Here is a 23,416-nt window from a genome sequence, read left to right on the forward strand (position 1 = left end):
ACGGGCTCAGCGGCGGATGTGACCGTCGCCGGTGACGATGTACTTCGTGCTCGTGAGCTCCGGCAGGCCCATCGGGCCCCGCGCATGCAGCTTCTGGGTGGAGATGCCGATCTCCGCGCCGAAGCCGAACTGGCCGCCGTCGGTGAAGCGGGTGGAGGCGTTGACCGCGACCGTCGTGGAGTCGACCAGCTGGGTGAAGCGGCGGGCGGCCTGCTGGGAGGTGGTGACGATGGCCTCGGTGTGGCCGGAGGTCCACAGCCGGATGTGCTCGACGGCCTTGTCGAGCGAGTCGACGACGGCGGCCGCGATGTCGTAGGAGAGGTACTCGGTGTCCCAGTCCTCCAGCGTGGCCTCGACGACGGTCGCCTTCGTGTCCTTCGCGTACGCCAGCACCCGCTGGTCGGCGTGGACCGTCACACCGGCCTCGGCGAGGGCGTCCAGGGCCCGCGGCAGGAACTCGGGGGCGATGTCCTGGTGGACCAGGAGGGTCTCGGCCGCGTTGCAGACGCTCACCCGCTGGGCCTTGGAGTTGATCAGGATGTCGATCGCCATGTCGAGGTCGGCCTGGGCGTCGACGTAGACGTGGCAGTTGCCGGTGCCGGTCTCGATGACGGGGACGATCGACTCGGTCACGACAGTCTGGATCAGGGAGGCGCCGCCGCGCGGGATGAGCACGTCGACCAGGCCGCGGGCGCGCATCAGCTCCTGCACGCTCTCGCGGGACTGGCCGGGCACGAGCTGGATCGCGTCGGCGGGCAGTCCGGCGCCGCCCACGGCGTCCCGCAGGACCCGTACCAGGGCGGTGTTCGACTCGTATGCGGAGGCCGAGCCCCGCAGCAGGACGGCGTTGCCGGACTTGAGGCACAGCGCCGCCGCGTCCACCGTCACGTTCGGGCGGGCCTCGTAGATGATGCCGACCACGCCGAGCGGGACCCGGACCTGGCGCAGGTCGATGCCGTTGGGAAGGGTCGAGCCGCGCACGACCTCACCGACCGGGTCGGGCAGCGCGACGACGTCCCGGACGTCGGAGGCGATGGCGCGCACCCGCTCCGGGGTGAGCGTCAGCCGGTCGATGATCGCCTCGCTGGTGCCGGCCTCGCGGGCCTTGGCGATGTCCTTGGCGTTGGCCTCGACGATCTCGCTGGTACGGACCTCCAGGGCGTCCGCGATGGCGAGCAGCGCGTCGTCCTTCTCGGCCCTGGGCAGCGGGGCGAGGTCGGCGGCGGCGGCCTTGGCCCGGTAGGCGGCCTGGGTGACCGGGGTCATGGAGTCGTACGGCGAGAGCGAGGTCATACCGGAAGGGTAGTGCGCCGGGCGAGGCCGTCCATCTGTTGTTCCACAGCGCGAGACGGGATCAAAGGGACATCGGCAAAGGGGTGGTCGTCAGAACGGGTGGGCCCCCACCGGCGTGGCCGGCGGCGGGCCGTACCCCTCGGCGATGCGCTGGTGGTAGGTCTGGCGGTCGATGACCTCCAGGCCGACGATCTCCCAGGGCGGCAGTCCCGCGGTCTGCCGGTGCTCGCCCCACAGGCGCAGGGCGACGGCGGCCGCGTCGTGCAGGTCGCGGGCCTCCTCCCAGTACCGGATCTCCGCGTGGTCGTTGGCGTAGCGGCTGGTCAGCAGGAAGGGGTGGTCGTGGGCGAGCTGTTCGAGGGCGCGCCGGACCTCTTTCAGCGGGGCCTCCTCGCCGGAGACGCTGAGAGTGACATGCCACAGGCGCGGCAGATCCCGGGGTTCCTCGCCCTTGTACCGGTCACCGGCGGCGACGCTCGTCAGGGCCCGCTCCTCACCGGCCGCCCGCGTGGCCGAGCCGCCTGCCCCGCTCGTCGCCGGAGCCGAGGATCCGCCGGCGGCCCGCGCGACGGTCCCTCCGGGCGGCCCTGATCCGCCGCGGGAAGCCGCCGCACCAGCGCGGGACGCCGCCGCCCCAGGGCGCACTCGTCTCACGACGGCCTCCTTCATGCACAGATCGACCCCACGGGTCGGGCGGAATGTGTCCCTGGGACAAAGTTGAGCAGGCTGCAAGGGCTCGTGGGGCGGTTTTGCGGAACGTCCACCTCAGGGCGACGCTCTTGGCAGGGCGTTCACCCCGTTTTCGGTCACACCGGCCCCGGGGGGCGTCGGGCGGCCCTCAGGGGTGCAGGATCACCAGATCGTCCCGGTGGACGACCTCCCGCTCGTAGGCCGGTCCCAGGTCGCGTGCCAGCTCCCGCGTGGAGCGGCCGATCAGCTGCGGGATCTCCTTGGCGTCGAAGTTGACGAGCCCGCGGGCGACCGCGTGCCCGGTGCCGTCTCGCAGCTCCACGGGGTCGCCCGCGACGAAATCGCCCTCGACGGAGGCGATCCCGGCCGGCAGCAGCGACTTGCGGCGTTCGACGACCGCCTTCACCGCGCCGTCGTCCAGGGTCAGAGCGCCCTGCGGAGTGGACGCGTGCTGGAGCCACAGCAGCCGGTCGGCGGAGCGTTTGCCGGCGGGATGGAAGTAGGTGCCGGTGTCGCCGCCGGACAGTGCCTCGGCCGCGTGGATCGTGCTGGTCAGCACCACGGGGATGCCTGCGGCGGCCGCGATCCGGGCGGCCTCGACCTTGGTGACCATCCCGCCGGTACCGACACCCGCCTTGCCCGCGCTGCCGATCTCGATGCCCGCCAGGTCGGCCTGCCCCCGCACCTGAGCTATCCGCGAGGTGCCCGGCTTGCTGGGGTCGCCGTCGTAGACGCCGTCGATGTCGGAGAGGAGGACGAGCAGGTCGGCGTGGACCAGGTGGGCCACCAGGGCGGCGAGCCGGTCGTTGTCGCCGAAGCGGATCTCGTCGGTGGCGACGGTGTCGTTCTCGTTGACGATCGGGAGGGCGCCCATCGCGAGGAGCTTGTCGAGGGTGCGGGAGGCGTTGCGGTGGTGGGCGCGGCGGCTCATGTCGTCGCTGGTCAGCAGCACCTGGCCGACGCGGACGCCGTAGCGCGCGAAGGAGGCGGTGTAGCGGGCGACGAGCAGGCCCTGGCCGACACTGGCGGCGGCCTGCTGGCGGGCGAGGTCCCGGGGGCGGCGGCGCAGGCCCAGCGGGGCGAGGCCTGCGGCGATGGCTCCGGAGGAGACGAGGACGATCTCCTTCTCTCCTCCGCTGCGGCTCTTGGCGAGGACGTCGACGAGCGCGTCGACCCGGTCGGCGTCGAGGCCGCCGGCAGCGGTGGTCAGCGACGAGGAACCGACCTTGACGACGATCCTGCGGGCCTCGCCCACGGCCTGCCTTGCCCCTGTCACCTTGCTGTCCTGTCCCCTCGCGCCACTTCGGGTACCTCGCCCGCAATGTACGCGAAGGGGGCGCGGCGGCGCGCGTCCGTCCGGTCCCCGGACCGGATACCGGACGCGTTTCTCCCGAGGTCCGGTTCCCGTTCCGAGAAAAGCGGAATTACACCTTCCTATTAATCGAAAGTGAATTCTTTCCGACTTCTTGATGTACAACCTTCGGTCATCGACCCGTGTCGAACTGGCCATGAACATCCGTCGGCTGTGCGCCGTCCTGCGCGTACGCGGGAGAACCGAACTTCTCCTGGTGATCCTTTTCGGCGCCGGTTTCGTGGCGCTGCCCGTTCTGGCGCTACTGCCGTCGCTGTGGGGTTTCACGGCGGCGTGGGCCGTGACGTATCTGACGGATGAGGCCCTGCACGCCAGGGCCCCGGGATTCGTCCGCCGCCTGGCGAATCTGCAGCTCAGCCGCACGTTGCGGTTCGCCGTGCGCACGGTGATGCTGCTCGCCCTGGCCGACCGGATGGACGCGCCGGACACGGTGCTGGTCACCGGGCTCGCCGCCCTCAGCGCCCATTTCCTGCTGGTGACGATGTATTCGGCGCTGCATCACGCGATCCGCAGGCGCCGCGTACTGCCGGTGATCGTGCGCAATCTCGACATGAGCGGTATCGACATCCCCGAACGGCCGCCCGCCCTTCTCTACCGGCGTTTCCTGCGCAAACTGCTCCACCTCGATCTGCCGGCCCACGCGGGACTGATCGTCGCGCTGGCGACCGGAACCTGGTATTCGGCCTACGTCGGTTACGCGCTGACGATTGGCACCGCTCTGGCCGCCGTGGCAGCCCTGCTGGGACAGTTCCGCGCGGTCCGCCGGATGCCGCGCCGGGACGCGGTGATCGACGAGGTCAACCGCCAACTGGCCGGGTACCGGCCCGAGGTGGCCCTGTACTTCAGCTTCGCCGCGGTGTCCCGGGACTTCATGTACCAGGTCAACATGTGGATCGAGACGCTGGAGCAGCTCGACCGGCGCCCGGTGATCGTCCTGCGCGAGCGGGCCTCGTTCCGCTACCTGGGCCGCACCCGCGTCCCCGTGGTGTGCGTGCCCAAGGCCGACGACCTGGCCGAGCTGGAGCTGTCCGGCGTCCGGGTCGTGCTCTACCCCGGCAACGCCGGCAAGAACGTCCACATGCTCCGGATCGCCGAGGCCAAGCACGTCTTCATCGGTCACGGCGACAGCGACAAGCTGGCCAGCAGCAACCGCGTCAGCAAGGTGTACGACGAGATCTGGGTGGCCGGACGGGCGGGGCGGGACCGCTACCAGCGGGTGCGGCACGCCATCAGCGACGAGGCCATCGTCGAGGTGGGCCGCCCGCAGCTGGCCCCGGTCCGGCTGCACACCGACCACGTCCCGGGCCCGGTGCCCGTCGTCCTCTACGCCCCCACCTGGGAGGGCTGGAGCGACGACGACTGCCACACCTCCCTGATCCCGATGGGGGTAGCGCTGATCGAGAAGCTGCTGGCGGAGAACGTCCGGATCATCTACAAACCGCACCCGCTCACCGGCAAGCGCTCGCCCGAGGCGGCCGCCGCGGACCAGGCCATCAGGGAACTGCTGAGGGCCGACGGCCAGAAGGACACGGAGGCCACGAGGGCCCGGCTCCAGGAGATCCGGGTCCGTCTCGAGGAGATGTCGGGACGTCACGAGGGCGACGACGCCCAGCAGTTGAGGGACGCGCGGGTCCCGGACGGGGACGGCGCGGCCGAGTGGCAGGAGCTGCGGGACGAGTGGCACCGCGTCTTCTGGGCGAGCCGGAGCACCGCACGCCACCATGTGATCCTCGAACAGCTGCCCACCCTGTACGAGTGCTTCAACCAGGCGGACCTCCTCATCAGCGACGTCTCCTCGGTGGTCGCCGACTTCGTGGCCAGCCTCAAGCCGTACGTCCTGACCAATGCCCAGGACCTGCCCGACGAGGAGTTCCGGGCCGCGTACACCACAGCGGGCGGCGCGTATCTCCTCGACCGTGCCTGCGCCCGGCTGCCGGAGATCCTGCGCTCGGTGCGGGAACCCCTGGACGACCCGATGGCCCCGCGGCGCCGCACCCTCAAGGAGTACGTCCTCGGGCCGGACCACCCGACCTCCATGGAGCGGTTCAACGCGGCCGTCAACGACCTGGCCGACCGGTCGACGGCGGAACGTGCCGAGGATCTCCTGGCCCCGCTCGCCTGACGGCAGCGCCCCCCGCGCAGAGCACCCGACCGCGACGGGGGGCAGAGGACACGCTCGTGTCATCCACGCTCACGCCGCCTGGGTGAGGACCCTGCGCGCCTTGCGGACCGCCCGACGCAGCAACTGGTCGACCCCGACCTCGCGGTAGCCCGGGACCTCCCGGGCCTCGCGCGGCTCGGCCAGGTAGAGGGCGTCGGCCAGGCCCACCGACCGGTCGCGGAAGAACGGGTAGGCGAAGTACGCCCGGCGGCCGCCCTTCTCCAGCACCGCCTCCGGGGTCTTCTTCGCCTTCATGAACTCCAGGACCTCCACCAGGAGATCCGGGCGGCCCATCGCCACCAGCTGGAGCCGCAGACGTTCGTGGACGCGGAGGCGGTGGGCCACCTCGCCCGTCCAGTACGCGTCCAGGAGCGGCTTCGCCAGCTCCAGCTTCTCCCGGCGTACCGCCTCGCCGTCCTTGAGGAACTTCGGGCCGAACTGCGGGAGCAGGGTGACGAGGAAGGGGCGGACCATCAGCGCGTCGCGCCTCGCGCCCGCCGGGACCATGTCGGCGATCAGGTTCATCAGGGCGCGCGCGGAGTCGAAGCGCAGGATGTGGCTGCCGGTCCTGGTGACGTGCTTGCCGTCCTCGCGGCCCACCAGGTAGTAGCAGGTGTGGTCGGCGATCACGGAGACGCCGTCGGCCCGCAGATAGGCCTCCATGGTGAACAGCGCGTCCTCGCCGGTCCACAGGGACTCGTCGAAGCGCATGCTGTGCTGTTCGAGGAAGGCGCGGCGGAACAGCTTCTGCGCGCTCAGCGTGAACTTGATGTTGGAGGAGAAGACGTCGGTGCGCTCCAGGGTCTGCCCCCACATCGACGTCGGCGGCTTGCGGTTGACGCCCTCGACCCGGCCGAGGACGACGTCCGTGCCGTTGCGGTCCCCCATCGCGACCATCCGCTGAAGGGCCTCGGGGCCGAGCCGGTCGTCGGCGTCGAGGAAGAAGACGTACCGCCCGGTCGCCTTGCCCAGACCGACGTTGCGCGGGCCGCTGGGGCCGCCGGAGTTGTCCTGCCGGATCACCGTGACGTCAAGGGGGGTGCGCGCGGCGAACTCCTCCAGGTACTCCCCGGTGCCGTCCGCCGAGCCGTCGTCGACCGCGATGACCTCGATACGCGCGGGGCCGATCGTCTGCGCCTCGACGGAGGCCAGGCAGTCGACCAGATACGGCATCGCCTCGTACGCCCCGATGACGACGGTCACATCAGGCTGCACAACGGTCACTTCTCCCCCAGTAACGGTTCTGTTTCCCCCAGATCCGCTCAGGGGCAATCCCCTAGACGGCCGACCGGGGAAAAGGGTTGCTTCCGGCACTGGGACATACGCAGGAAGGGCCCGCTTTTCGGGATCACCCCCGAAAAGCGGGCCCTTTCTTTACGAAGGGGAGGTCAGGCCTTGGTCGTGGCCTCCGCCGCCGAGGCCGCCGCCCGTGACTCCTGGCCGACGTTGCGCGCCTCGGCCTTGATCGCGAGGTTGGCCACCGCGGTGTTGAACTGCTCGATGGACGTGGGCTCGTCCGGTCCGAGCAGGTACTGCTTGAGCTCCACCCGGTCCTCGGCCAGCGGGTCGGCCGCCGGGGCCCGGACCGCGTCGAGCAGCTCGCCCAGCTCGGTGGCCTTGTTGGACAGGATCGTGGCGGCCCGCACCGCGGTGTTCTGCCGCTTGAACTCCTCCACGCCCAGCTCGGCGGAGTCCGTGACCGCGTACGGCTTGCCGCTCGCGATGAAGTCGGACACCACGCTGGAGATGTCGGAGACCATCGCGTCGGAGACGTTGAAGCAGTCGTACAGCCGCGGTTCGGCGCCGGTGACCACCCGGTGCTCCCACACCGGGAAGGAGCGCCAGTACGCGTCGTTCCACTCGCCGCGCAGCCGGGCGATCTCCTCGTACTTGGCCACGTCGACCACGCCGTCACGGGTGGCCTCGGCCTCGTCGCCCTTCTCGCCGCCGCTGCCGGCCAGGACCGCGATCCGCGCCTGGACACGCTCGAGCTCCGCCTTGGCCGTGGCCTGTGCGGCCGCGTCGGCCTGGAAGCGGGGGTCCGTGGCGCGCTCGGCGGCGGCCTTCTCGATCAGTGCGGTGACCTTCTGGTGCGCGGCACCCGCGGCGGCGAGGACCGTGCCGGTGAAGGGGTGCGGCTTGTAGAGGACGCGGACCGGCGGGTCGGCCTTCAGCAGCTGCTTCACGATGTTCTCGCCGGCCAGCATGAGCGAGGTGTTGCCCGGCTCGCCGTCCCAGCCCTCCCAGGTGGGCGCGTAGAGCACGGTGGGGCAGCCGTCAGCGGGACCGTCCGGCACGACCTGCCGGGGCCGGATCGGTGCCAGCTGCGGGCGGCCGACCTCGACGATGTCCTCGTCGCGGACGCCGACGTCGGCGATGGCGTAGCGGTCGCGGCCGGCCCGGCCGGCCACCCACACCTCGTCGTACGCCTTGCTGAACGGGTTGACGCTCGCCAGCTTGTCGCTGTCGCCGTGGCCGATGAAGACGTGCTTCATGGTGGGCACGCGCAGCAGGTGGATGTTCTTGCCGACGTTCGCCGCGTACAGCGCGACCCGCACCGTGGACAGGTCCATGTTCATCAGGTGCACCCCTCCAGGCACGCAGATGACGGGGACCGTGGTGGGCGCGAGGTTCTGCAGGATGACCCGCTCACGCAGGATGATCAGCGGCCGGGTGTCCAGCTCCTCCATGGTCTCCAGCCACATGTTGACCTGGTAGGCGGAGTCCTTGGAGCCGGAGAAGTAGAGCACCGTCTCCGGCTGGTAGTCGCGCAGCCACTCGTCGACCTTGGCGAGGACCTTGTCGGCGTTCGGCGGGACCTTCTTGCCGCGCACGTAGGGCATCAGCGCGAGGACGTACAGGGAGCCGAGCGCTATCGTCACGCCGATGCCGATGAAGCCCGGCAGCGCCGAGTCCATCGCGGCGGCGACGAGTATGCCCACCACGGCCGCGAGGTCGAGGTGGAGCATCTTCTCGGCCGACCGGTTCAGCAGACCCAGCGGCGGGGCGTCCGGGATGCGGACACGGGAGGCCAGGTCGACGTTGCGGGTGGCGACCGGGAGCCGGCGGCGGTTGCGGATCAGGGTGACCAGCGCGCCGTGCGGGGCCTGGAGGCCGTAGAACGCGATGAAGCAGGCGGTGGCCCCGTAGAAGATCAGGTTGTTGGAGAGGTCGAGCCGGGCCAGCAGCAGGATCAGCAGGAGCTGTCTGATCAGGAAGCGGATCGACAGTCCGGCGCGCACCTTGCTGAGGCGGTTGATCAGATAACTGCCCTGGCGGTGCAGATAGTGGTCCGCAAGGTACGTGACGGCGGTCGCGGCCGCGAAGGCGGGGACGCTCGGAATGAGCGCGGCCACCATTATGGCGGGGAATCCCGCCAGCATGAGGACCGCCGCGGCCAGCTCGGCCGCACTGCCCACCCGGGCGACGCGAATAGCGGTGCTTATCACTGAAAACCTGCTCTGGGAGGGATGCCGGTTGTTTGACGAATTAGCGGTGCTTGCGACTTCAGGCCTTGCTGAAGGCTTCAGGCCCCTGTGAATGCGCCAGGAACGGGCAGCCACAGAGGCCTGAATTTACCGAAGACTATTTGTCCCTGATTATGCCACGCCGTCCTGACGGTCCAGGACACTGGCCAGCGCGGCCTCGAAGCCGGACGCCTGGCCCGCGGAGGCCGTCGGGTCCTGCTGGCGGACGTCGATGACATGCCCGGTCAGCTCGGAGAGCAGCACGTCGAGCGAGGTGCGGGCCACCGCCTCGGAGGACAGCAGGCTGCCCGCGGGCTCCTGGCCGAAGGCCTTGGTGCGCATGGGCGTGGCGGTGCGCTCGGGGTTGATGCAGTTCACCCGGACGCCGTCACCCGCCCATTCGTCGGACAGGGCCTGCGTCAGGTTGACCATCGCCGCCTTGGTCGAGGAGTACAGGCTGTACTCGGCGCGGCCGCGGGTGTAGCTGCTGGAGGTGTACAGCAGCAGCTGGCCCTTGGTCTCCGCCAGGTACTTGTACGAGGAGCGCGCGATCTGCACCGGGGCCAGGTAGTTGACCTTCAGCGCCTCCTCGATGGTGGCGTTGTCGGTCTCCGCCAGCTTGCCGATGCGCAGCACGCCCGCGGTGTTGACGACGTAGTCGATGCGCCCGGTCTCGGCGTACGCCTTGGACAGCGCGTCGTCGACCTCCTCGGGGTTCTCGACGTGGGTGCCGGTGGTGGAGCGGCCCAGCGCGTACACCTTGGCGCCGTAGGACTCGGCGAGTTCGCCGATGTCCTTGCCGATGCCGTAGGAGCCGCCGAAGACGACGATGGTCTTGCCGGTGAGCAGCTCGCGGTAGGCGTCGTCGCTGACCTGCTCGGGAGCGGCGGTCGAGGCGAGCTGGAAGAGCTTGTCGGCGATGAAGACGTCGACGGGCTGGGTGACCTTCATGTTGTACTCGTCGCCCGCGACGACGTGGATCGGCACGTCCGGCAGGTACCTGAGCACGACCGAACAGTCGTCCGTGGCCTGGAAGTTGGGGTCACCGGCGGCGACCTCGTAGGCGCGCTTGATGGTGGACAGCTTGAAGGCCTGCGGGGTCTGGCCGCGGCGCAGCCGGGAGCGGTCCGGGATCTCGGTGATGAACTCGCCGTCGTCGCCGTGCTTGCGCGTGACGATGATGGTGTCCGCGGACGGGATGGCGACGTCGACGGCCTGGTAGCGCTCCAGGGCGACCACGCAGTCGTCGATCACGCGCCGCGAGAGCAGCGGGCGCACGGCGTCGTGGAACAGGACGTTGAGGTCCTCGCCCTCGGCCAGGCCCTCGCCGAGGGCCTCGATGGCGCGCTCGGTGGTCTCGTTCCGGGTGGAGCCACCCTCGATGATCTTCTTGACCTTCGTGAACCCGGCCTTGGCGACGATCTTCTCTATGTCGGGCACATAGCCCGGCGCCATCAGGACGATGATGTCGTCGATGGAGTCGGCCTTCTCGAAGGTGGTCATGGTGTGCTCGATGACTGCCTTGCCGGCGATCTTCAGCAGCTGCTTGGGGATCGAGAGACCCACGCGCTGACCGGTACCACCGGCCAGGATCACTGCGGTGGTACGGGGCTTGGCGATGTGCTGGGACACAGAAGACCTACCTCGGGGCGACAGGGAACGGGGAAATGGTCCCACTTGCGGTTACCGCTGTGCAAGGCGACCGCCGTTCGCTGCATATGTACGCGCTACCTGTCATTCATCTTGCACTGCCGGTGACGGCGGCCGTCCGGGAGTTCAGCGCCGGCGCAGCTTCTTCAGGCACCGGTGACCGAGTACCCGCACCAGTTCCCTCGACGACGTCTGGTGCACGGTACGCGCCTTGGCCGGCGAGGTGTGCCGCACCGGAGCCTCGGCCGCCGCGGCGAGCGCCCCGTACAGCGCCTGGGCCGCCACCTCGGGAGAGATCCGCGGGGCCGGGATGCCGTCCAGGGCGGGCGCCTCCGGTACGGCGGACAGGAGCCCGGGGTCTCCGATGACGCGCACACCCATGTCACCGATGCTCCTGGCCATCTCGGCGCCGATCCCGGCAGCGGCTTCGACGGCCCACTCCGGAGTGAGTATCTTCACGTCTTCGGGCGAGGGACTGCACGCGTTCTTCATATGCATGACCGCGCCGTTGCGGACGAGCTTGGAATACAGCTCGTCGGGCAGCCCATTGCCACGGAATTCCTTGTTGAGGTTCCGCAGCATTTCGGTCTCGGCAAGGGTGAGAGAACGATTCGCGGCGTCCGGAACGGGCTGGAGCAGATGGTCGGGCAGCCCGAGAAGCTGTTCGAAAGTGCGCAGCAGAGCACCGCGGTCGCGGTCGTCGACCACGACGACGGTGATCCGCTCCGGACCGACCGCCCGGGCCCAGCGCCCGACGAGCCGGTCGTGCCGGTGGCGGCGCCAGAAGCTGGGGTTGGGCTGCTCGTACGGAGCCCTTTTCAGCATGTGGGTGAGCCAGTCGTCGTAGCCCATGCGCAGGCCGTTCTGCACGTACTGCTGCCACTGCGAGGGCATGATCCTCGTCAGCGGCCGCAGCGTGACCAGCACATGCACGAGCTCCCCGCCGAGCTGCTCGACGATCCGCGCGATCGTGGCGTCGTCCTCGGCGTCGGCGAAGAACTCGCTGCTGATCACCGGGGTCTTCCCGCCGCCGGCCTCGACCTGTTCCAGCAGACGTGTCCAGTGCTTCTCGGTGGGCACGGTGTCGCCGATCATCGCGGGCCTCGCGCACGCCGCCAGGGCCGCTTCCACGGGGTGTCTGGTGTGCGCGGGGAACACGACACCGTGCTCGGGCAGCAGGTCCTTCGCCGCGAACAGCGCGCCCTGGATGGCGGTCGTGCCGGTCTTGTGGGGGCCGATGTGCAGCAGGCGCGTGCCGAGGGGAAGCGGAGCGGTCACGCCGTTCACCGGAAGGTCGTCTCTCGTACAGTCCGTCTCCATAGTCAGAGGACGGTAAGAGAAGTGCCTGAGTGTCACCTGAGAGGAGCGTGGGACCGCGATGAGGAGCACGCCCCTCTCAGGCCACCCGCGCTCAGGCGGGCCGGATCCCCGGCTTGCCCGCGTGCACCCGCAGCTGCGCCAGCGTGGTCGCCGTCGCCTGCGGCCTGACCACCGTGTCCACGGCCCGGACCTGCGCGTCGATGCCGTGCCGGTCGATGTCGAAGAGGTGGTAGCCGCGGTGGGCGTCGATGAACTTCCAGTGCGGGTTGTCGGCCATCAGCGGGTCCCACTGGGCGTGGAAGGCGGCCTGGTCCTGGTCGCCGTTGCTGGAGATGGACGTGCCGACGAACTCGGCGCCGACCACCTGGGAGGACGGGTCGGCGTAGTCCACCTTCAGGTCGCTGATCATCGTGAGGTGGCGGTCGCCGGAGAGCACGACCGGGTTGCGCACGCTCCTGAACTCCTCCAGCAGGGCGTTGCGTTCGACCTGGTAGCCGTCCCAGGCGTCGTAGTACCAGAGCTTGCCCTCGCCGGGCAGGATGTCGGTCTCGGCCATCATGATCTGCGAGGCGATGAGGTTCCAGCGGGCCGGTGAGCCGTGCAGCCCGTCCAGGAGCCACTGCTTCTGCTCGGCGCCGAGCATGGTGAGCGAGGGGTCCTGGGCGGCGGCCTGGCCGGTGACCTGGTCGCTGCGGAACTGCCGGGTGTCGAGCACGTTGAGCTGTACCAGGCGGCCGAAGTCCAGGCGCCGGTACATCTGGATGTGCGGGCCGTTCGGGACCGCGCTCGCGCGCACCGGCATGTGCTCGTAGTACGCCTGGAAGGCCGCCGTGATCCGGGCCACGAAGGCGTCGTGCTGCTGCTTGTCGGGGTCCTGCGGGACCTCGCCGGCCCAGTCGTTGTCGACCTCGTGGTCGTCGAAGGTCACCACCCAGGGCACGTTCGCGTGGATATCGGCGAGGTCCGGGTCGGTGCGGTACTGGGCGTACCGGTTGCGGTACTGGACGAGGCTGTACGGCTCCCCGGTGCCCTCGTGCCGGCGCGGACCGGCCGACGACGGCGCCGACTCGTAGATGTAGTCGCCGACGAACAGCACCACGTCGGGGTCCTGGTCCAGCATGTCGGCGTACGGCGTGAAGTAGCCGTTCTGCCAGTTCTGGCAGGAGGCGAGCGCCACGCGCAGGGTGCCCCGGGAAGTGTGCCGGGCGGGGGCGGTGCGGGTGCGGCCGGTGCGCGAGAGCTGGCCGTCGGCACGGAAGCGGTACCAGTAGGTGCGGCCCGCGCGCAGGCCCCGTACATCCACGTGAACGCTGTGTCCGTATGCGGGCAGGGCCTGGGCGGTGCCCCGCCGGACGACCTTTCTGAAGCGCTGGTCCTCGGCGAGCTCCCACTCGACCGGCACCACCCTGTCGGGCATGCCTCCCCCGTTCAGCGGATCGGGAGCGAGCCGCGTCCACAGCACGATGCCGTCCGGCAGCGGGTCACCGGAGGACACGCCGAGGCTGAACACCCCGTCGGGCAGCGGAGTCTCCGCCGCCCGTGCGGTGCCCGGGAGCCACAGCTGGGCGGAGGCGGCGGCGCCGAGTACGGCGGCGCCTGCGGTCAGAAAGCGGCGTCGGTTGGGTGATGCTGCTCCGTGCATGGGCGAACTCCCTTGCGTCGCTGACCTCTTGGACACCCTGGAAGCTCACGCTTCGGGGTGATCCGCGCGTTGAACCAGAGTGTTCGCGTGCATGACAAATAGGTAGACAACAGAAGAGCCGTTGCGACTCGGGTATCACATGATGAACGTGATCCCGGCGCAACGGCCTTCAGGACACTGCTGTCTGACGATCTTTTGGGTACTAGTTGGCGAAGTACGAGCCCAGACGGGCCTTCGCGGCGGTGGTGCCGAGGAGGGTGTGGCCGAAGGTGAACGTCCCGTTCGGCCCCAGGACGGTGGCCGGAATCGGCACCCCGCCGGGCGAGACGACGTACTCCGCCCGGGAGCGGAAGGACCACACGGCCCCGGCACCCGCGTTCTCGCCGGGCGCGCCGACCGCTACGTCGGCCAGTCCGTCGCCGTTCGCGTCACCCACATGGACGGCCCCGCCGAAGGCGTCGCCCTTCTCGGCGGCACCCGGCACCCCGGGACTGTCCTGCGTGACCACCTGGTGGGAGCCCACCCCGGTCAGCCCGTCGGCCCGGCCGCTCAGCACGACGAGCGCGCCGGCGTCCTTGACGGAATTCGGTGCGGTGGCGGGGCCCAGGTCCTCGCCGGGCACGCCGGTGACCACGTCGAGGTACCCGTCCCCGTCGACGTCGGCGAGCTGCACGTCGGTGCCGAAACCGTCGCCCTTCTCGGCGGTGCCGGGCACCCCGGGGCTGTCCTGGTTGACGGACTGCGCCGCCACCCCGTCGGGGGCGCCCGAGGTGCCGGGGATCCAGGTGACACGGCCGCCCTTGGCGCGGTAGGCGTCATGGTCGCTCTCGTAGCCGTCGACGGCCCGGCCCACCACGATGTCGGCGTAGCCGTCCCGGTTCACGTCGCCGACCGCGAGGTTCTCGCCGCCCTGGAGTCCGGCGCCGTCGATGTCGTAGACCAGGGTCCAGGGCGTGAGGCCGTCCTTGGTGCCCCACCAGTACGCGATGCGCCGGGAGTCGAACGTGTCGGTGCCGTTCTGGGCGGCCACGACGTCGGTGATCCCGTCCCCGTTGAGGTCGCCCACGTCGAGGTCGAGGACGCGGCTGTCGTACCTGTCCTTCACCACCTGGCGCTCACCGGTGGCTGAGCCGGAGCGGGTGAAGGGGCCGCCGGTCGCCACCAGGTCGTGCTGGTTCACCACGGTCAGCAGGTCGCTCGCGCCGTCCCCGTCGACGTCGGCCGCCGCGAGGTGTCCCTCGGCGCCCAGCCGGTCGTGGGTCGCGCCGGAGGCGAGGGTGGCACCGCCCGACAGACCGCGGGCGCCGCCCCAGACGACCTGCACCAGACCGGAACCGCCGTTCTCGCCCCCCACCCCCACGACCAGGTCGGTGTACCCGTCCCGGTCCAGGTCCGCGGTGGTGAGCGCGCCGCCGAACCGGTCGCCCGCCTCGGCGGTACCCGGTATCCCGGCGCTGTTCTGGCTGAACACCCGCTTCGTGGAGGACTTCAGGCCGCTCGCCGAGCCGTACAGCACGCCGACGAACCCGGCCTTCGCCCGCCCCGCGACGCTCCCGTCGGGCGCGGCCACCGCGAGGTCCGCGTACCCGTCCCCGTTGAAGTCGTCCCGTACCCGGTGAGGGGCGCCCGCGGCTCCCGCGGCGGCGGGCAGTCCTACGACACCGCTGACCGCCAGCACGACGGCGAGCCCTGTGCGCCACCCTCTTCGTTGTCCGCGCATGCCGCATCCTCCTGTGACGGTCGTACGAATTGCCTCGTACGACTCACAGGACGAGCGGTTGGTTGTCCTTCGGTAGGCCGGGGCGTCACCCGGAGTTCGCTCAGAACGGCTCGAAGTCGTCGAACTCCTGGGCGGACTCGTCCCGTTCGGCCTGCTTGTCGCGGCGGCGCTGGGCGGCGGGCCGGGGCTCCTCGAAGCGGTGGTCCTCGCCGCGTCGGCCGAGCATCTCGGCGCCGGCCATGACGGTCGGCTCCCAGTCGAAGACGACCGCGTTGTCCTCGGGGCCGATGGCGACGCCGTCGCCCGAGCGGGCGCCCGCCTTCATCAACTGGTCTTCCACACCGAGGCGGTTGAGCCGGTCGGCGAGGTAGCCGACGGCCTCGTCGTTGCTGAAGTCGGTCTGCCGCACCCAGCGCTCCGGCTTCTCGCCACGCACCCGGAACAGCCCGTCCTCCTCGCGGACCACGGTGAAGCCGGCGTCGTCCACGGCCTTGGGCCGGATGACGATCCTGGTCGCCTCCTCCTTGGGCTTGGCGGCCCGCGCCCTGCCGACCAGGTCGGCGAGTGCGAAGGAGAGCTCCTTCAGCCCCATGTGGGCGACCGCGGACGCCTCGAAGACGCGGTAGCCGCGCGCCTCCAGATCCGGCCGCACCATCTCGGCGAGGTCCTTGCCGTCCGGTACGTCGATCTTGTTCAGGACGACGATGCGGGGACGGTTGCCGAGGCCGCCGTACTCCCTGAGCTCCGCCTCGATGATGTCGAGGTCGGAGACCGGGTCGCGGTCGGACTCCAGCGTGGCGGTGTCCAGGACGTGCACGAGAACGCTGCAGCGCTCCACGTGCCGCAGGAACTCCAGGCCCAGGCCCTTGCCCTGGCTGGCGCCCGGGATCAGGCCCGGCACGTCGGCGATGGTGTAGACGGTGTCGCCGGCGGTGACCACGCCCAGGTTCGGGACCAGCGTGGTGAAGGGGTAGTCGGCGATCTTCGGCTTGGCCGCCGAGAGGACGGAGATCAGCGAGGACTTGCCGGCGCTCGGGTAGCCGACCAGCGCCACGTCGGCAACGGTCTTGAGTTCCAGGACGATGTCCTGGAGGTCCCCCGGCACGCCGAGCAGCGCGAACCCGGGGGCCTTGCGGCGGGCGGAGGCCAGCGCCGCATTGCCGAGGCCGCCGCGGCCGCCCTGGGCGGCGACGTACGAGGTGCCGTGCCCGACCAGGTCGGCGAGGACGTTGCCCTGCCGGTCGAGGACGACGGTGCCGTCCGGCACCGGCAGGACCAGGTCCTGGCCGTCCTTGCCGGAGCGGTTGCCGCCCTCACCGGGCTTGCCGTTGGTGGCCTTGCGGTGCGGGGAGTGGTGGTAGTCGAGCAGCGTGGTGACGGACTGGTCGACGGTCAGGATGACGTCGCCGCCCCGTCCGCCGTTTCCGCCGTCGGGACCGCCGAGCGGCTTGAACTTCTCCCGGTGGACGGAGGCACAGCCGTGACCTCCGTTACCCGCGGCGACATGCAGTTCGACGCGGTCCACGAAGGTGGTCATGGTCAGTGCCTCCAGAAAGCGTGGGGAAAACGTACTACGGGCTTAACACGCGAAAGGCGGACCCGCCTTCCCACCAGGGAAGTGAGGTCCGCCTCGCGAAAAGTTCGGTCTGAGCCTGAGATCAGGCGACCGGAACGATGTTCACGACCTTACGGCCACGGTGGGTGCCGAACTGCACCGCACCGGCGTTCAGCGCGAACAGCGTGTCGTCGCCGCCACGGCCGACGCCCGCACCCGGGTGGAAGTGGGTGCCGCGCTGGCGGACCAGGATCTCGCCCGCGTTGACGACCTGACCGCCGAAACGCTTCACGCCGAGGCGCTGAGCGTTGGAGTCACGACCGTTACGGGTGGACGATGCGCCCTTCTTGTGTGCCATCTCTCCTCAGTCCCTTACTTCGCAGCCGCGGGGATCTCAGTGACCTTGATCGCCGTGTACTGCTGGCGGTGGCCCTGACGACGGCGGTAGCCGGTCTTGTTCTTGTAGCGAAGGATGTCGATCTTGACGCCCTTGTGGTGGTCCACGACCTCGGCCTGGACCTTGATGCCGGCCAGGACCCACGGGTCGCTGGTCACAGCGTCGCCGTCGACAACGAGCAGGGTCGAGAGCTCGACCGTGTCGCCAACCTTGGCAGTGGAAATCTTGTCAACCTCAACGATGTCGCCGACAGCAACCTTGTGCTGGCGACCACCGCTGCGCACGATGGCGTACACGCGGATCTCACTCTCTCGCTCGGGAACGGCACCCCCGCAGTCCAGCCACCCGGCAGAACGAGCGGCCTCTCCCGGCCAGAAAGAAAGACGCGAGAGGAAGAGGTTTACGGGGATGTGGCGTGTCACCAGTGGACACGCCGACGGTCCAGGTTACGGGGCCACGGCCAGACGGGTCAAACCGGGCCCGCCTCGCTTCAAACCCTCGGGTCAGGAACCGAGGCTCTCGCGGTACGCCACGCACTCCTCGTAGGAGGGCAGCAGCCCCTGCTCACGGGCCTCGGCCAGGGTGGGTGCCTGCTCGTCCTTGGGGGACAGCAGCGGGGCGACCCCTTCGGGCCACTCGATGCCGATCTCCGGGTCGAGCGGGTGGATGCCGTGCTCGCGCTCGGGCGCGTACCCCTCCGAGCAGAGGTAGACCACGGTGGCGTCGTCGGTGAGCGCCATGAACCCGTGGCCGAGTCCCTCGGAGAGGTAGACGGCGTGGTGGTCCTGGTCGTCCAGGCGGACGATCTCCCACTGGCCGAAGGTCGGCGAGCCGGTGCGGATGTCCACGATCACGTCCAGGACCGCGCCGCGCACGCACTTGACGTACTTGGCCTGCCCGGGCGGCACGTCGGCGAAGTGGATGCCGCGCAGGGTGCCCCGGCTGGACACCGACATGTTGGCCTGGGCCAGTCCGAGCGAGTGGCCGGCGGCCTCCGCGAAGACGGGGGCCTTGAACCACTCGTGGAAGCTGCCCCGGCCGTCGGGGAAGACCTTCGGCTCGAACACCCAGGCACCGGAGATGGAGAGAGGTCGCACGGGGTCTCAGCCCTTCTTCTGGTTGGTCAGGGCGCGCTTGATACGCCCGGCGGCCCGGCGCCACAGCGGGCGCGGCGCGGCCGCCTTCTTCTTCGGAGCGGCCGCCTTCTTGGCGGCCGGCTTCGCGGGCGGGGTGTGCCGGTCGATCACCTCGGCGGCACCGGAGGCGTCCACCACGACGTCGACGGGCAGCCGGGTCCACTTGCGCTCACCGCGAGCCGCGGACGGAACACCGACGCGGACCGCCCACCGCATGCCGGTGAGCTTCTCCATCGGCAGCGTGGCGGTCGCGATACGGCCGTCCAGGACGGCGTCGGCCGGGTACTTGCCGACGTTCTTGCGCTCGAAGCGCAGCTGGACGGGGTCCCCGCCGGTCGCGGCGACGTGCAGCGGCAGAGGCAGCCGTACGACGGACCCCTCGACCGCGGCCTCGGCGGGCGGCATGAAGGTGACCGCCTCGCCCTCCAGCTTGTTCGTGTGCTGGTCGACGTCGAGCGAGAGGTTGCCGGGACCGTCGGTCCAGTACGGCAGAACGAGTCGCCCGGGCTCGCCGGTGAGGGCGGCCAGGCGGCCCGCCTCGACGTCCTCGCCGCGCACCGCGCCGAGCCGGGTCTCCTTGCTCCAGCCGCAGGACTTGATCCTGAGGTGCAGGTCCCAGATGCCCTTGTCGAGCGGGGCCCCGGAGGCCGCGGTCTCGGGGTCGAGCTCGGCGCGGGCGGAGATCCGCTGCCGGAACACGTCGTCCCCGGCCGCGATCTCCTGCAGCTCGCTCTTGACGGGGAGGTAGAACTGCCGGGCGTCCTCGCGGTGCCGGACCACCAGGTCCACGTCGCTCTTGGCCAGCGGGGCGTCCAGCTCGATGCCCTGGTCGTCGAGGGCCTTGAGGGCCTCGTCGGACAGGGGCAGACCGAGCAGCTGCCGCTCGCCCTCCCGGCGGAAGGTCATCGGCTCGTCGCCGATGTGCAGTTCGGAGTCGAAGCCGACGCGCAGGGTGCCGCCCTGCCACTCCAGCGAGGTGAGTTCGCCGGTGGGCCTGATCCCGGCCTCCCACTCGGCGAGGGTGCGGATGTCCTGGTACCGGTCGGCGAAGACCAGGCCCGCGACCACCTTCTGGGTGAGGCCGAGACGGGCCACGACGCCCGGTCCGAAGCGCTCGGTGACCACCTTGTGGATCTCGGTGTACAGCTCCTCGGCGTAGTCCTCGGGGAGCTTGAGGAGGCGCTTGCCGCGCAGCCGCTCGACCATCTCGTTGCGCAGCCAGCGGCTGTACAGCTTGTCGCGCAGCGCGCCGGGCTCGGTCAGCGACTCGACGACGTCGAGGGCCTCGCGCAGGTTGCCGAAGTAGCCGACCGGGTCGAAGCGCTGGAAGCCGGCGTTGGAGCCGTCGTCACGGGTGATGTGGTAGTAGCACAGGTAGTCGCTGAGGACGGAGACGTTCTTCGCCCGCAGATAGGTCTCCACGACGAAGACGTGGTCCTCAAGGCGGCGGCGACCCTCCTTGAAGCGGATCTCGTGCTCGTTCAGGAAGTCCCGGCGGAACATCTTGTGCGGGGTGAGGCTGTCGATCAGCGGCGCGTTCGACACGCTGGCACGCGGCCGGTTGACCCGGAACAGCTCCTGTGGGACCGGGCGCCCGATGCCCGCCATCTTGCCCACGACCACGTCGGCCTCGTTGGCCTTGCCGTAGTCGTACATCCGCTCCAGGGCCTCGTCGCCGAGCCAGTCGTCGTGGTCGGCGAACATGACGTACTCGCCCTGCGCGGCCGCGAGGCCGGTGTTGCGGGGGCGGCCCGACCAGCCGGAGGACTCCTGGTGGATGACGTGGAAGTGCGGGTGCTCGGCGGCGAGCTGGTCCAGCCGGGCCGGGGTCTCGTCGGTGGAGCCGTCGTCGACGAAGAAGACCTCGAACTCGTCCGGCGTCAGGCTCTGCCGGAGCAGGCCCGTGATGCAGTCCTCGACGTATTTGCCGGGGTTGTAGACCGCGATGACGACGCTGACCTTGACCGTCACGCCGTGTTCTCCTTCAGGTGGACCCGGTGGATCTCCGGGAAGGCCTCGGTGAGAGCCGTGCGCCAGTCGCGCAGCGGCTCGATGCCGGCCTCGGCGAACCGGTCGTGACCGAGGACGCTGTAGGCGGGACGGGGGGCGGGGCGGACGAACGCGTCGCTGGTGGTGGGGCGGACCCGGTCCGGGTCGGTGCCGAGCAGGCGGAAGATCTCCTGGGTGAAGCCGTGCCAGGTGGTCTCGCCGGAGTTGGTGCCGTGGTAGACGCCGGCCGGTGCGGTGCCCGCCAGGGCACCGAGGCCCAACTCGACCAGCAGGCCCGCGAGATCGGCGCTCCAGGTGGGCTGGCCGCGCTGGTCGTCGACGACGTCGAGGGTGTCCTTGACGCCCTCCAGCTTGATCATCGTGCGCACGAAGTTGGGGCCGCCGGTGCCGTAGAGCCAGGCGGTGCGGACGACGTACCCGCGCTCGATTCCGAGGACCGCCTTCTCGCCGGCCAGCTTGGTGCGGCCGTAGGCGCTGCGGGGCGCGGTGGGGGCGTCCTCGGCGTACGGCTCCTTCGCGTCCCCGGCGAAGACGTAGTCCGTGGACACGTGCAGCAGGACGGCGCCGGTGCGGGCGCAGGCCCCGGCGAGGTGGCGCGGCCCGTCGCCGTTGATGGCGAGCGCGTCGTCCTCACGGGTCTCGGCGTCGTCGACGGCGGTCCAGGCGGCGCAGTTGACGACCACCGCGGGTCGGTGCTCGTCCAGCGCCGCGCTCACGGCGTCGGCGTCGGTGAGGTCGAGGGCGGCACGGTCGAGGGCGACATACCGCTCCCCCGCCCGGTCCAGCCGGGCCAGGACGTCCTGGCCCAGCATGCCGCCCGCGCCCGTGACCAGCCAGGTGCGGTTGTCGGTCACAGCGCGGCCCGCTCCTTCAGCGGCTCCCACCAGGCACGGTTGTCGCGGTACCACTGCACGGTCTCCGCGAGGCCCTGCTCGAAGCTCTTGCGGGGCTCGTAGCCGAGCTCCTCGCGGATCTTGGTGCAGTCGACGGAGTAACGGCGGTCGTGGCCCTTGCGGTCCTCGACGTACTCGACGCTGGTCTCCCAGTCGGCGCCGCACGCCTTCAGCAGCAGCCCGGTGAGCTCCTTGTTGGAGAGCTCGGTGCCGCCGCCGATGTTGTAGACCTCGCCGGCGCGGCCCTTGGTGCGCACGAGCTCGATGCCCTGGACGTGGTCGTCGATGTGCAGCCAGTCGCGGACGTTGCCGCCGTCGCCGTACAGCGGGACCTTCTTGCCGTCGAGAAGGTTGGTCACGAACAGCGGGATGACCTTCTCGGGGAAGTGGTGGTGCCCGTAGTTGTTGGAGCAGCGGGTCACGCGCACGTCGAGGCCGTGGGTGCGGTGGTACGACAGCGCGATCAGGTCGCTGGACGCCTTCGCCGAGGAATAGGGCGAGTTGGGCTCCAGCGGGTGCGTCTCGGGCCAGGAACCCTCGTCGATCGAGCCGTAGACCTCGTCGGTGGAGATGTGCACGAAGGTCTTGATGCCCGCGCGGTGGGCCGCGTCGATGAGGGTGTGGGTGCCGACCACGTTGGTGCGCACGAACTCCGCGCCGCCGTCGATGGAACGGTCGACGTGCGACTCGGCGGCGAAGTGCACCACCTGGTCGTGCTCGGCCATCAGCTTGCCGACCAGCTCGGGGTCGCAGATGTCGCCCTGCACGAAGGCGAATCCCGGGTGCTCGCGCACCTCGTCGAGGTTGGCCGGGTTGCCCGCGTACGTCAGCTTGTCCAGGACGGTGACCGAGACGTCACCGGGTCCCTGGGGGCCGAGCACGGTACGGACGTAGTGCGAGCCGATGAAGCCGGCACCGCCGGTCACCAGAATCCGAGTGGTCATGAAGAGATCTGCACCTTGCTGTGATCACCGAGCACGAGCCGGTGGGCCTTGAGGTTACGGGGAGCGGGCGTCACCTCGACGTCACGCCCGATGAGCGAGGCCTCCACCCGGCGCACGCCGGTCACGGACGAGCCGCGCAGCACGATGGAGTACTCGATTTCGCTGTCCTCGATCCGGCAGTCCTCCGAGACGGACGTGAACGGACCGATGTACGCGTCCTTGACCACCGTGCCGGCACCGATGATGGCAGGCCCGACGATCCGGCTGCCACTGACGCTGGCGCCCGCCTCGACGCGGACCCGGCCGATGATCTCGCTGCTCTCGTCGACCGTGCCCTCGGCCACCGGCTCGACGGTCTCCAGGACCGACCGGTTGACCTCCAGCATGTCGGTGACGTTGCCGGTGTCCTTCCAGTACCCGGAGATGGTCGTGGAGCGGACGTCACGCTTCTGGTCGATCAGCCACTGGATCGCGTGGGTGATCTCCAGCTCGCCGCGCCAGGAGGGCTCGATGGAGCGGACGGCCTCGTGGATGGCCGGGGTGAAGAGATAGACGCCGACGAGGGCCAGGTCGCTCTTGGGCTGCTTCGGCTTCTCCTCCAGGCCCACCACCCGGCCGCCGGCGTCGAGTTCGGCGACACCGAAGGAGGTGGGGTTGGGAACGCGGGTCAGCAGGATCTGCGCGTCGGGCCGATCGCTGCGGAACTCGTCCACCAGACCGGTGATGCCGCCGACGATGAAGTTGTCGCCGAGGTACATGACGAAGTCCTCGTCACCGAGGAACTCCTGGGCGATGAGGACGGCGTGGGCGAGGCCCAGCGGTGCTTCCTGCGGGATGTAGGTGACCTTGATCCCGAACTGGGAGCCGTCACCGACCGCCTCGCGGATCTCCTCCGCGGTGTCGCCGACGACGATGCCGACCTCGCTGATCCCGGCCTCGGCGATCGCCTCCAGGCCGTAGAACAGCACCGGCTTGTTGGCGACCGGCACCAACTGCTTGGCGGACGTGTGGGTGATCGGGCGGAGGCGGGTGCCCGCTCCCCCGGAGAGCACGAGAGCCTTCACGAAAATCCCTATTTGTCTAAATTAAGCGTCAATCTCGGCTCACATCATAACCCTGTGGACAGGCCGGGGATTCACCAGCCATTCACATGATCGATCACCGGT

General features: G+C 70.0%; 18 protein-coding genes. 1 reads left to right on the forward strand and 17 read right to left on the reverse strand.

The window, feature by feature from the left end:
* Window positions 1-6: 6 nt before the first annotated feature.
* From ABZT06_RS12085 to proB, 3 genes are all read right to left on the reverse strand, one after another.
* Window positions 7-1,293 carry a glutamate-5-semialdehyde dehydrogenase gene (locus tag ABZT06_RS12085; RefSeq protein ID WP_355738698.1) on the reverse strand — a complete coding sequence of 429 codons (1,287 nt, stop codon included), beginning with the start codon at window positions 1,291-1,293 and terminating at the stop codon, window positions 7-9.
* Between the two features lie 90 nt (window positions 1,294-1,383).
* Entirely contained in the window at window positions 1,384-1,947 is a 564-nt protein-coding gene (locus ABZT06_RS12090; protein ID WP_355738701.1) for a hypothetical protein, read from the reverse strand.
* 184 nt (window positions 1,948-2,131) lie between these two features.
* On the reverse strand, window positions 2,132-3,238 hold the full coding sequence (gene proB, locus ABZT06_RS12095) for a glutamate 5-kinase (RefSeq protein WP_355739320.1): 1,107 nt from the start codon (window positions 3,236-3,238) through the stop codon (window positions 2,132-2,134).
* A gap of 253 nt (window positions 3,239-3,491) precedes the next feature.
* On the opposite strand from proB, the gene ABZT06_RS12100 reads away from it, so the two are divergent.
* A complete protein-coding gene (locus ABZT06_RS12100; RefSeq protein WP_355738704.1) occupies window positions 3,492-5,477 on the forward strand; it encodes a hypothetical protein in 1,986 nt (661 codons plus the stop codon).
* A gap of 69 nt (window positions 5,478-5,546) precedes the next feature.
* Here the strand turns inward: ABZT06_RS12100 and ABZT06_RS12105 are convergent, their stop codons facing one another.
* The 14 genes from ABZT06_RS12105 to ABZT06_RS12170 all read right to left on the reverse strand — a co-directional run bounded on the left by ABZT06_RS12105 (window position 5,547) and on the right by ABZT06_RS12170 (window position 23,314).
* On the reverse strand, window positions 5,547-6,740 hold the full coding sequence (locus ABZT06_RS12105; RefSeq protein WP_355738707.1) for a glycosyltransferase: 1,194 nt from the start codon (window positions 6,738-6,740) through the stop codon (window positions 5,547-5,549).
* Between the two features lie 164 nt (window positions 6,741-6,904).
* Window positions 6,905-8,965 (reverse strand): hypothetical protein, encoded by a 2,061-nt coding sequence (locus ABZT06_RS12110; RefSeq protein WP_355738710.1) that lies wholly within the window; start codon window positions 8,963-8,965, stop codon window positions 6,905-6,907.
* A 150-nt stretch (window positions 8,966-9,115) separates the two neighbouring features.
* Entirely contained in the window at window positions 9,116-10,615 is a 1,500-nt protein-coding gene (locus ABZT06_RS12115; RefSeq protein ID WP_355738712.1) for a bifunctional cytidylyltransferase/SDR family oxidoreductase, read from the reverse strand.
* Between the two features lie 144 nt (window positions 10,616-10,759).
* Complete coding sequence (locus ABZT06_RS12120; RefSeq protein ID WP_355738715.1) at window positions 10,760-11,953, reverse strand: hypothetical protein; 1,194 nt, start codon at window positions 11,951-11,953, stop codon at window positions 10,760-10,762.
* 91 nt (window positions 11,954-12,044) lie between these two features.
* Window positions 12,045-13,595, reverse strand: a complete 1,551-nt coding sequence (locus tag ABZT06_RS12125; RefSeq protein WP_355738718.1) for an alkaline phosphatase D family protein — start codon at window positions 13,593-13,595, stop codon at window positions 12,045-12,047.
* Between the two features lie 202 nt (window positions 13,596-13,797).
* The gene (locus ABZT06_RS12130; RefSeq protein ID WP_355738720.1) at window positions 13,798-15,315 is read right to left on the reverse strand and encodes an FG-GAP and VCBS repeat-containing protein; all 1,518 of its coding nucleotides are present in this window, start codon (window positions 15,313-15,315) and stop codon (window positions 13,798-13,800) included.
* Window positions 15,316-15,415: 100 nt separating this feature from the next.
* Entirely contained in the window at window positions 15,416-16,852 is a 1,437-nt protein-coding gene (obgE, locus tag ABZT06_RS12135; protein WP_355738723.1) for a GTPase ObgE, read from the reverse strand.
* A 121-nt stretch (window positions 16,853-16,973) separates the two neighbouring features.
* Complete coding sequence (rpmA, locus tag ABZT06_RS12140; protein ID WP_030961848.1) at window positions 16,974-17,228, reverse strand: 50S ribosomal protein L27; 255 nt, start codon at window positions 17,226-17,228, stop codon at window positions 16,974-16,976.
* Between the two features lie 14 nt (window positions 17,229-17,242).
* Window positions 17,243-17,563 carry a 50S ribosomal protein L21 gene (gene rplU / locus ABZT06_RS12145; RefSeq protein ID WP_007381993.1) on the reverse strand — a complete coding sequence of 107 codons (321 nt, stop codon included), beginning with the start codon at window positions 17,561-17,563 and terminating at the stop codon, window positions 17,243-17,245.
* A gap of 207 nt (window positions 17,564-17,770) precedes the next feature.
* A complete protein-coding gene (gene rfbC / locus ABZT06_RS12150; protein WP_355738727.1) occupies window positions 17,771-18,364 on the reverse strand; it encodes a dTDP-4-dehydrorhamnose 3,5-epimerase in 594 nt (197 codons plus the stop codon).
* 6 nt (window positions 18,365-18,370) lie between these two features.
* Window positions 18,371-20,374, reverse strand: a complete 2,004-nt coding sequence (locus tag ABZT06_RS12155) for a glycosyltransferase (RefSeq protein ID WP_355738731.1) — start codon at window positions 20,372-20,374, stop codon at window positions 18,371-18,373.
* Complete coding sequence (gene rfbD / locus ABZT06_RS12160; protein ID WP_355738734.1) at window positions 20,371-21,267, reverse strand: dTDP-4-dehydrorhamnose reductase; 897 nt, start codon at window positions 21,265-21,267, stop codon at window positions 20,371-20,373. Before rfbD ends, ABZT06_RS12155 begins: the two co-directional genes overlap by 4 nt.
* Window positions 21,264-22,250 (reverse strand): dTDP-glucose 4,6-dehydratase, encoded by a 987-nt coding sequence (gene rfbB / locus ABZT06_RS12165; protein ID WP_007381997.1) that lies wholly within the window; start codon window positions 22,248-22,250, stop codon window positions 21,264-21,266. The genes rfbD and rfbB overlap by 4 nt, the downstream gene beginning before the upstream one ends.
* Window positions 22,247-23,314, reverse strand: coding sequence for a glucose-1-phosphate thymidylyltransferase (locus ABZT06_RS12170; protein WP_355738737.1), 1,068 nt, complete (start codon window positions 23,312-23,314; stop codon window positions 22,247-22,249). The genes rfbB and ABZT06_RS12170 overlap by 4 nt, the downstream gene beginning before the upstream one ends.
* Window positions 23,315-23,416 lie beyond the last annotated feature (102 nt).

Origin of the sequence: Streptomyces sp. NPDC005483, from assembly GCF_040606035.1 — a bacterium.
Lineage (GTDB): Bacteria > Actinomycetota > Actinomycetes > Streptomycetales > Streptomycetaceae > Streptomyces.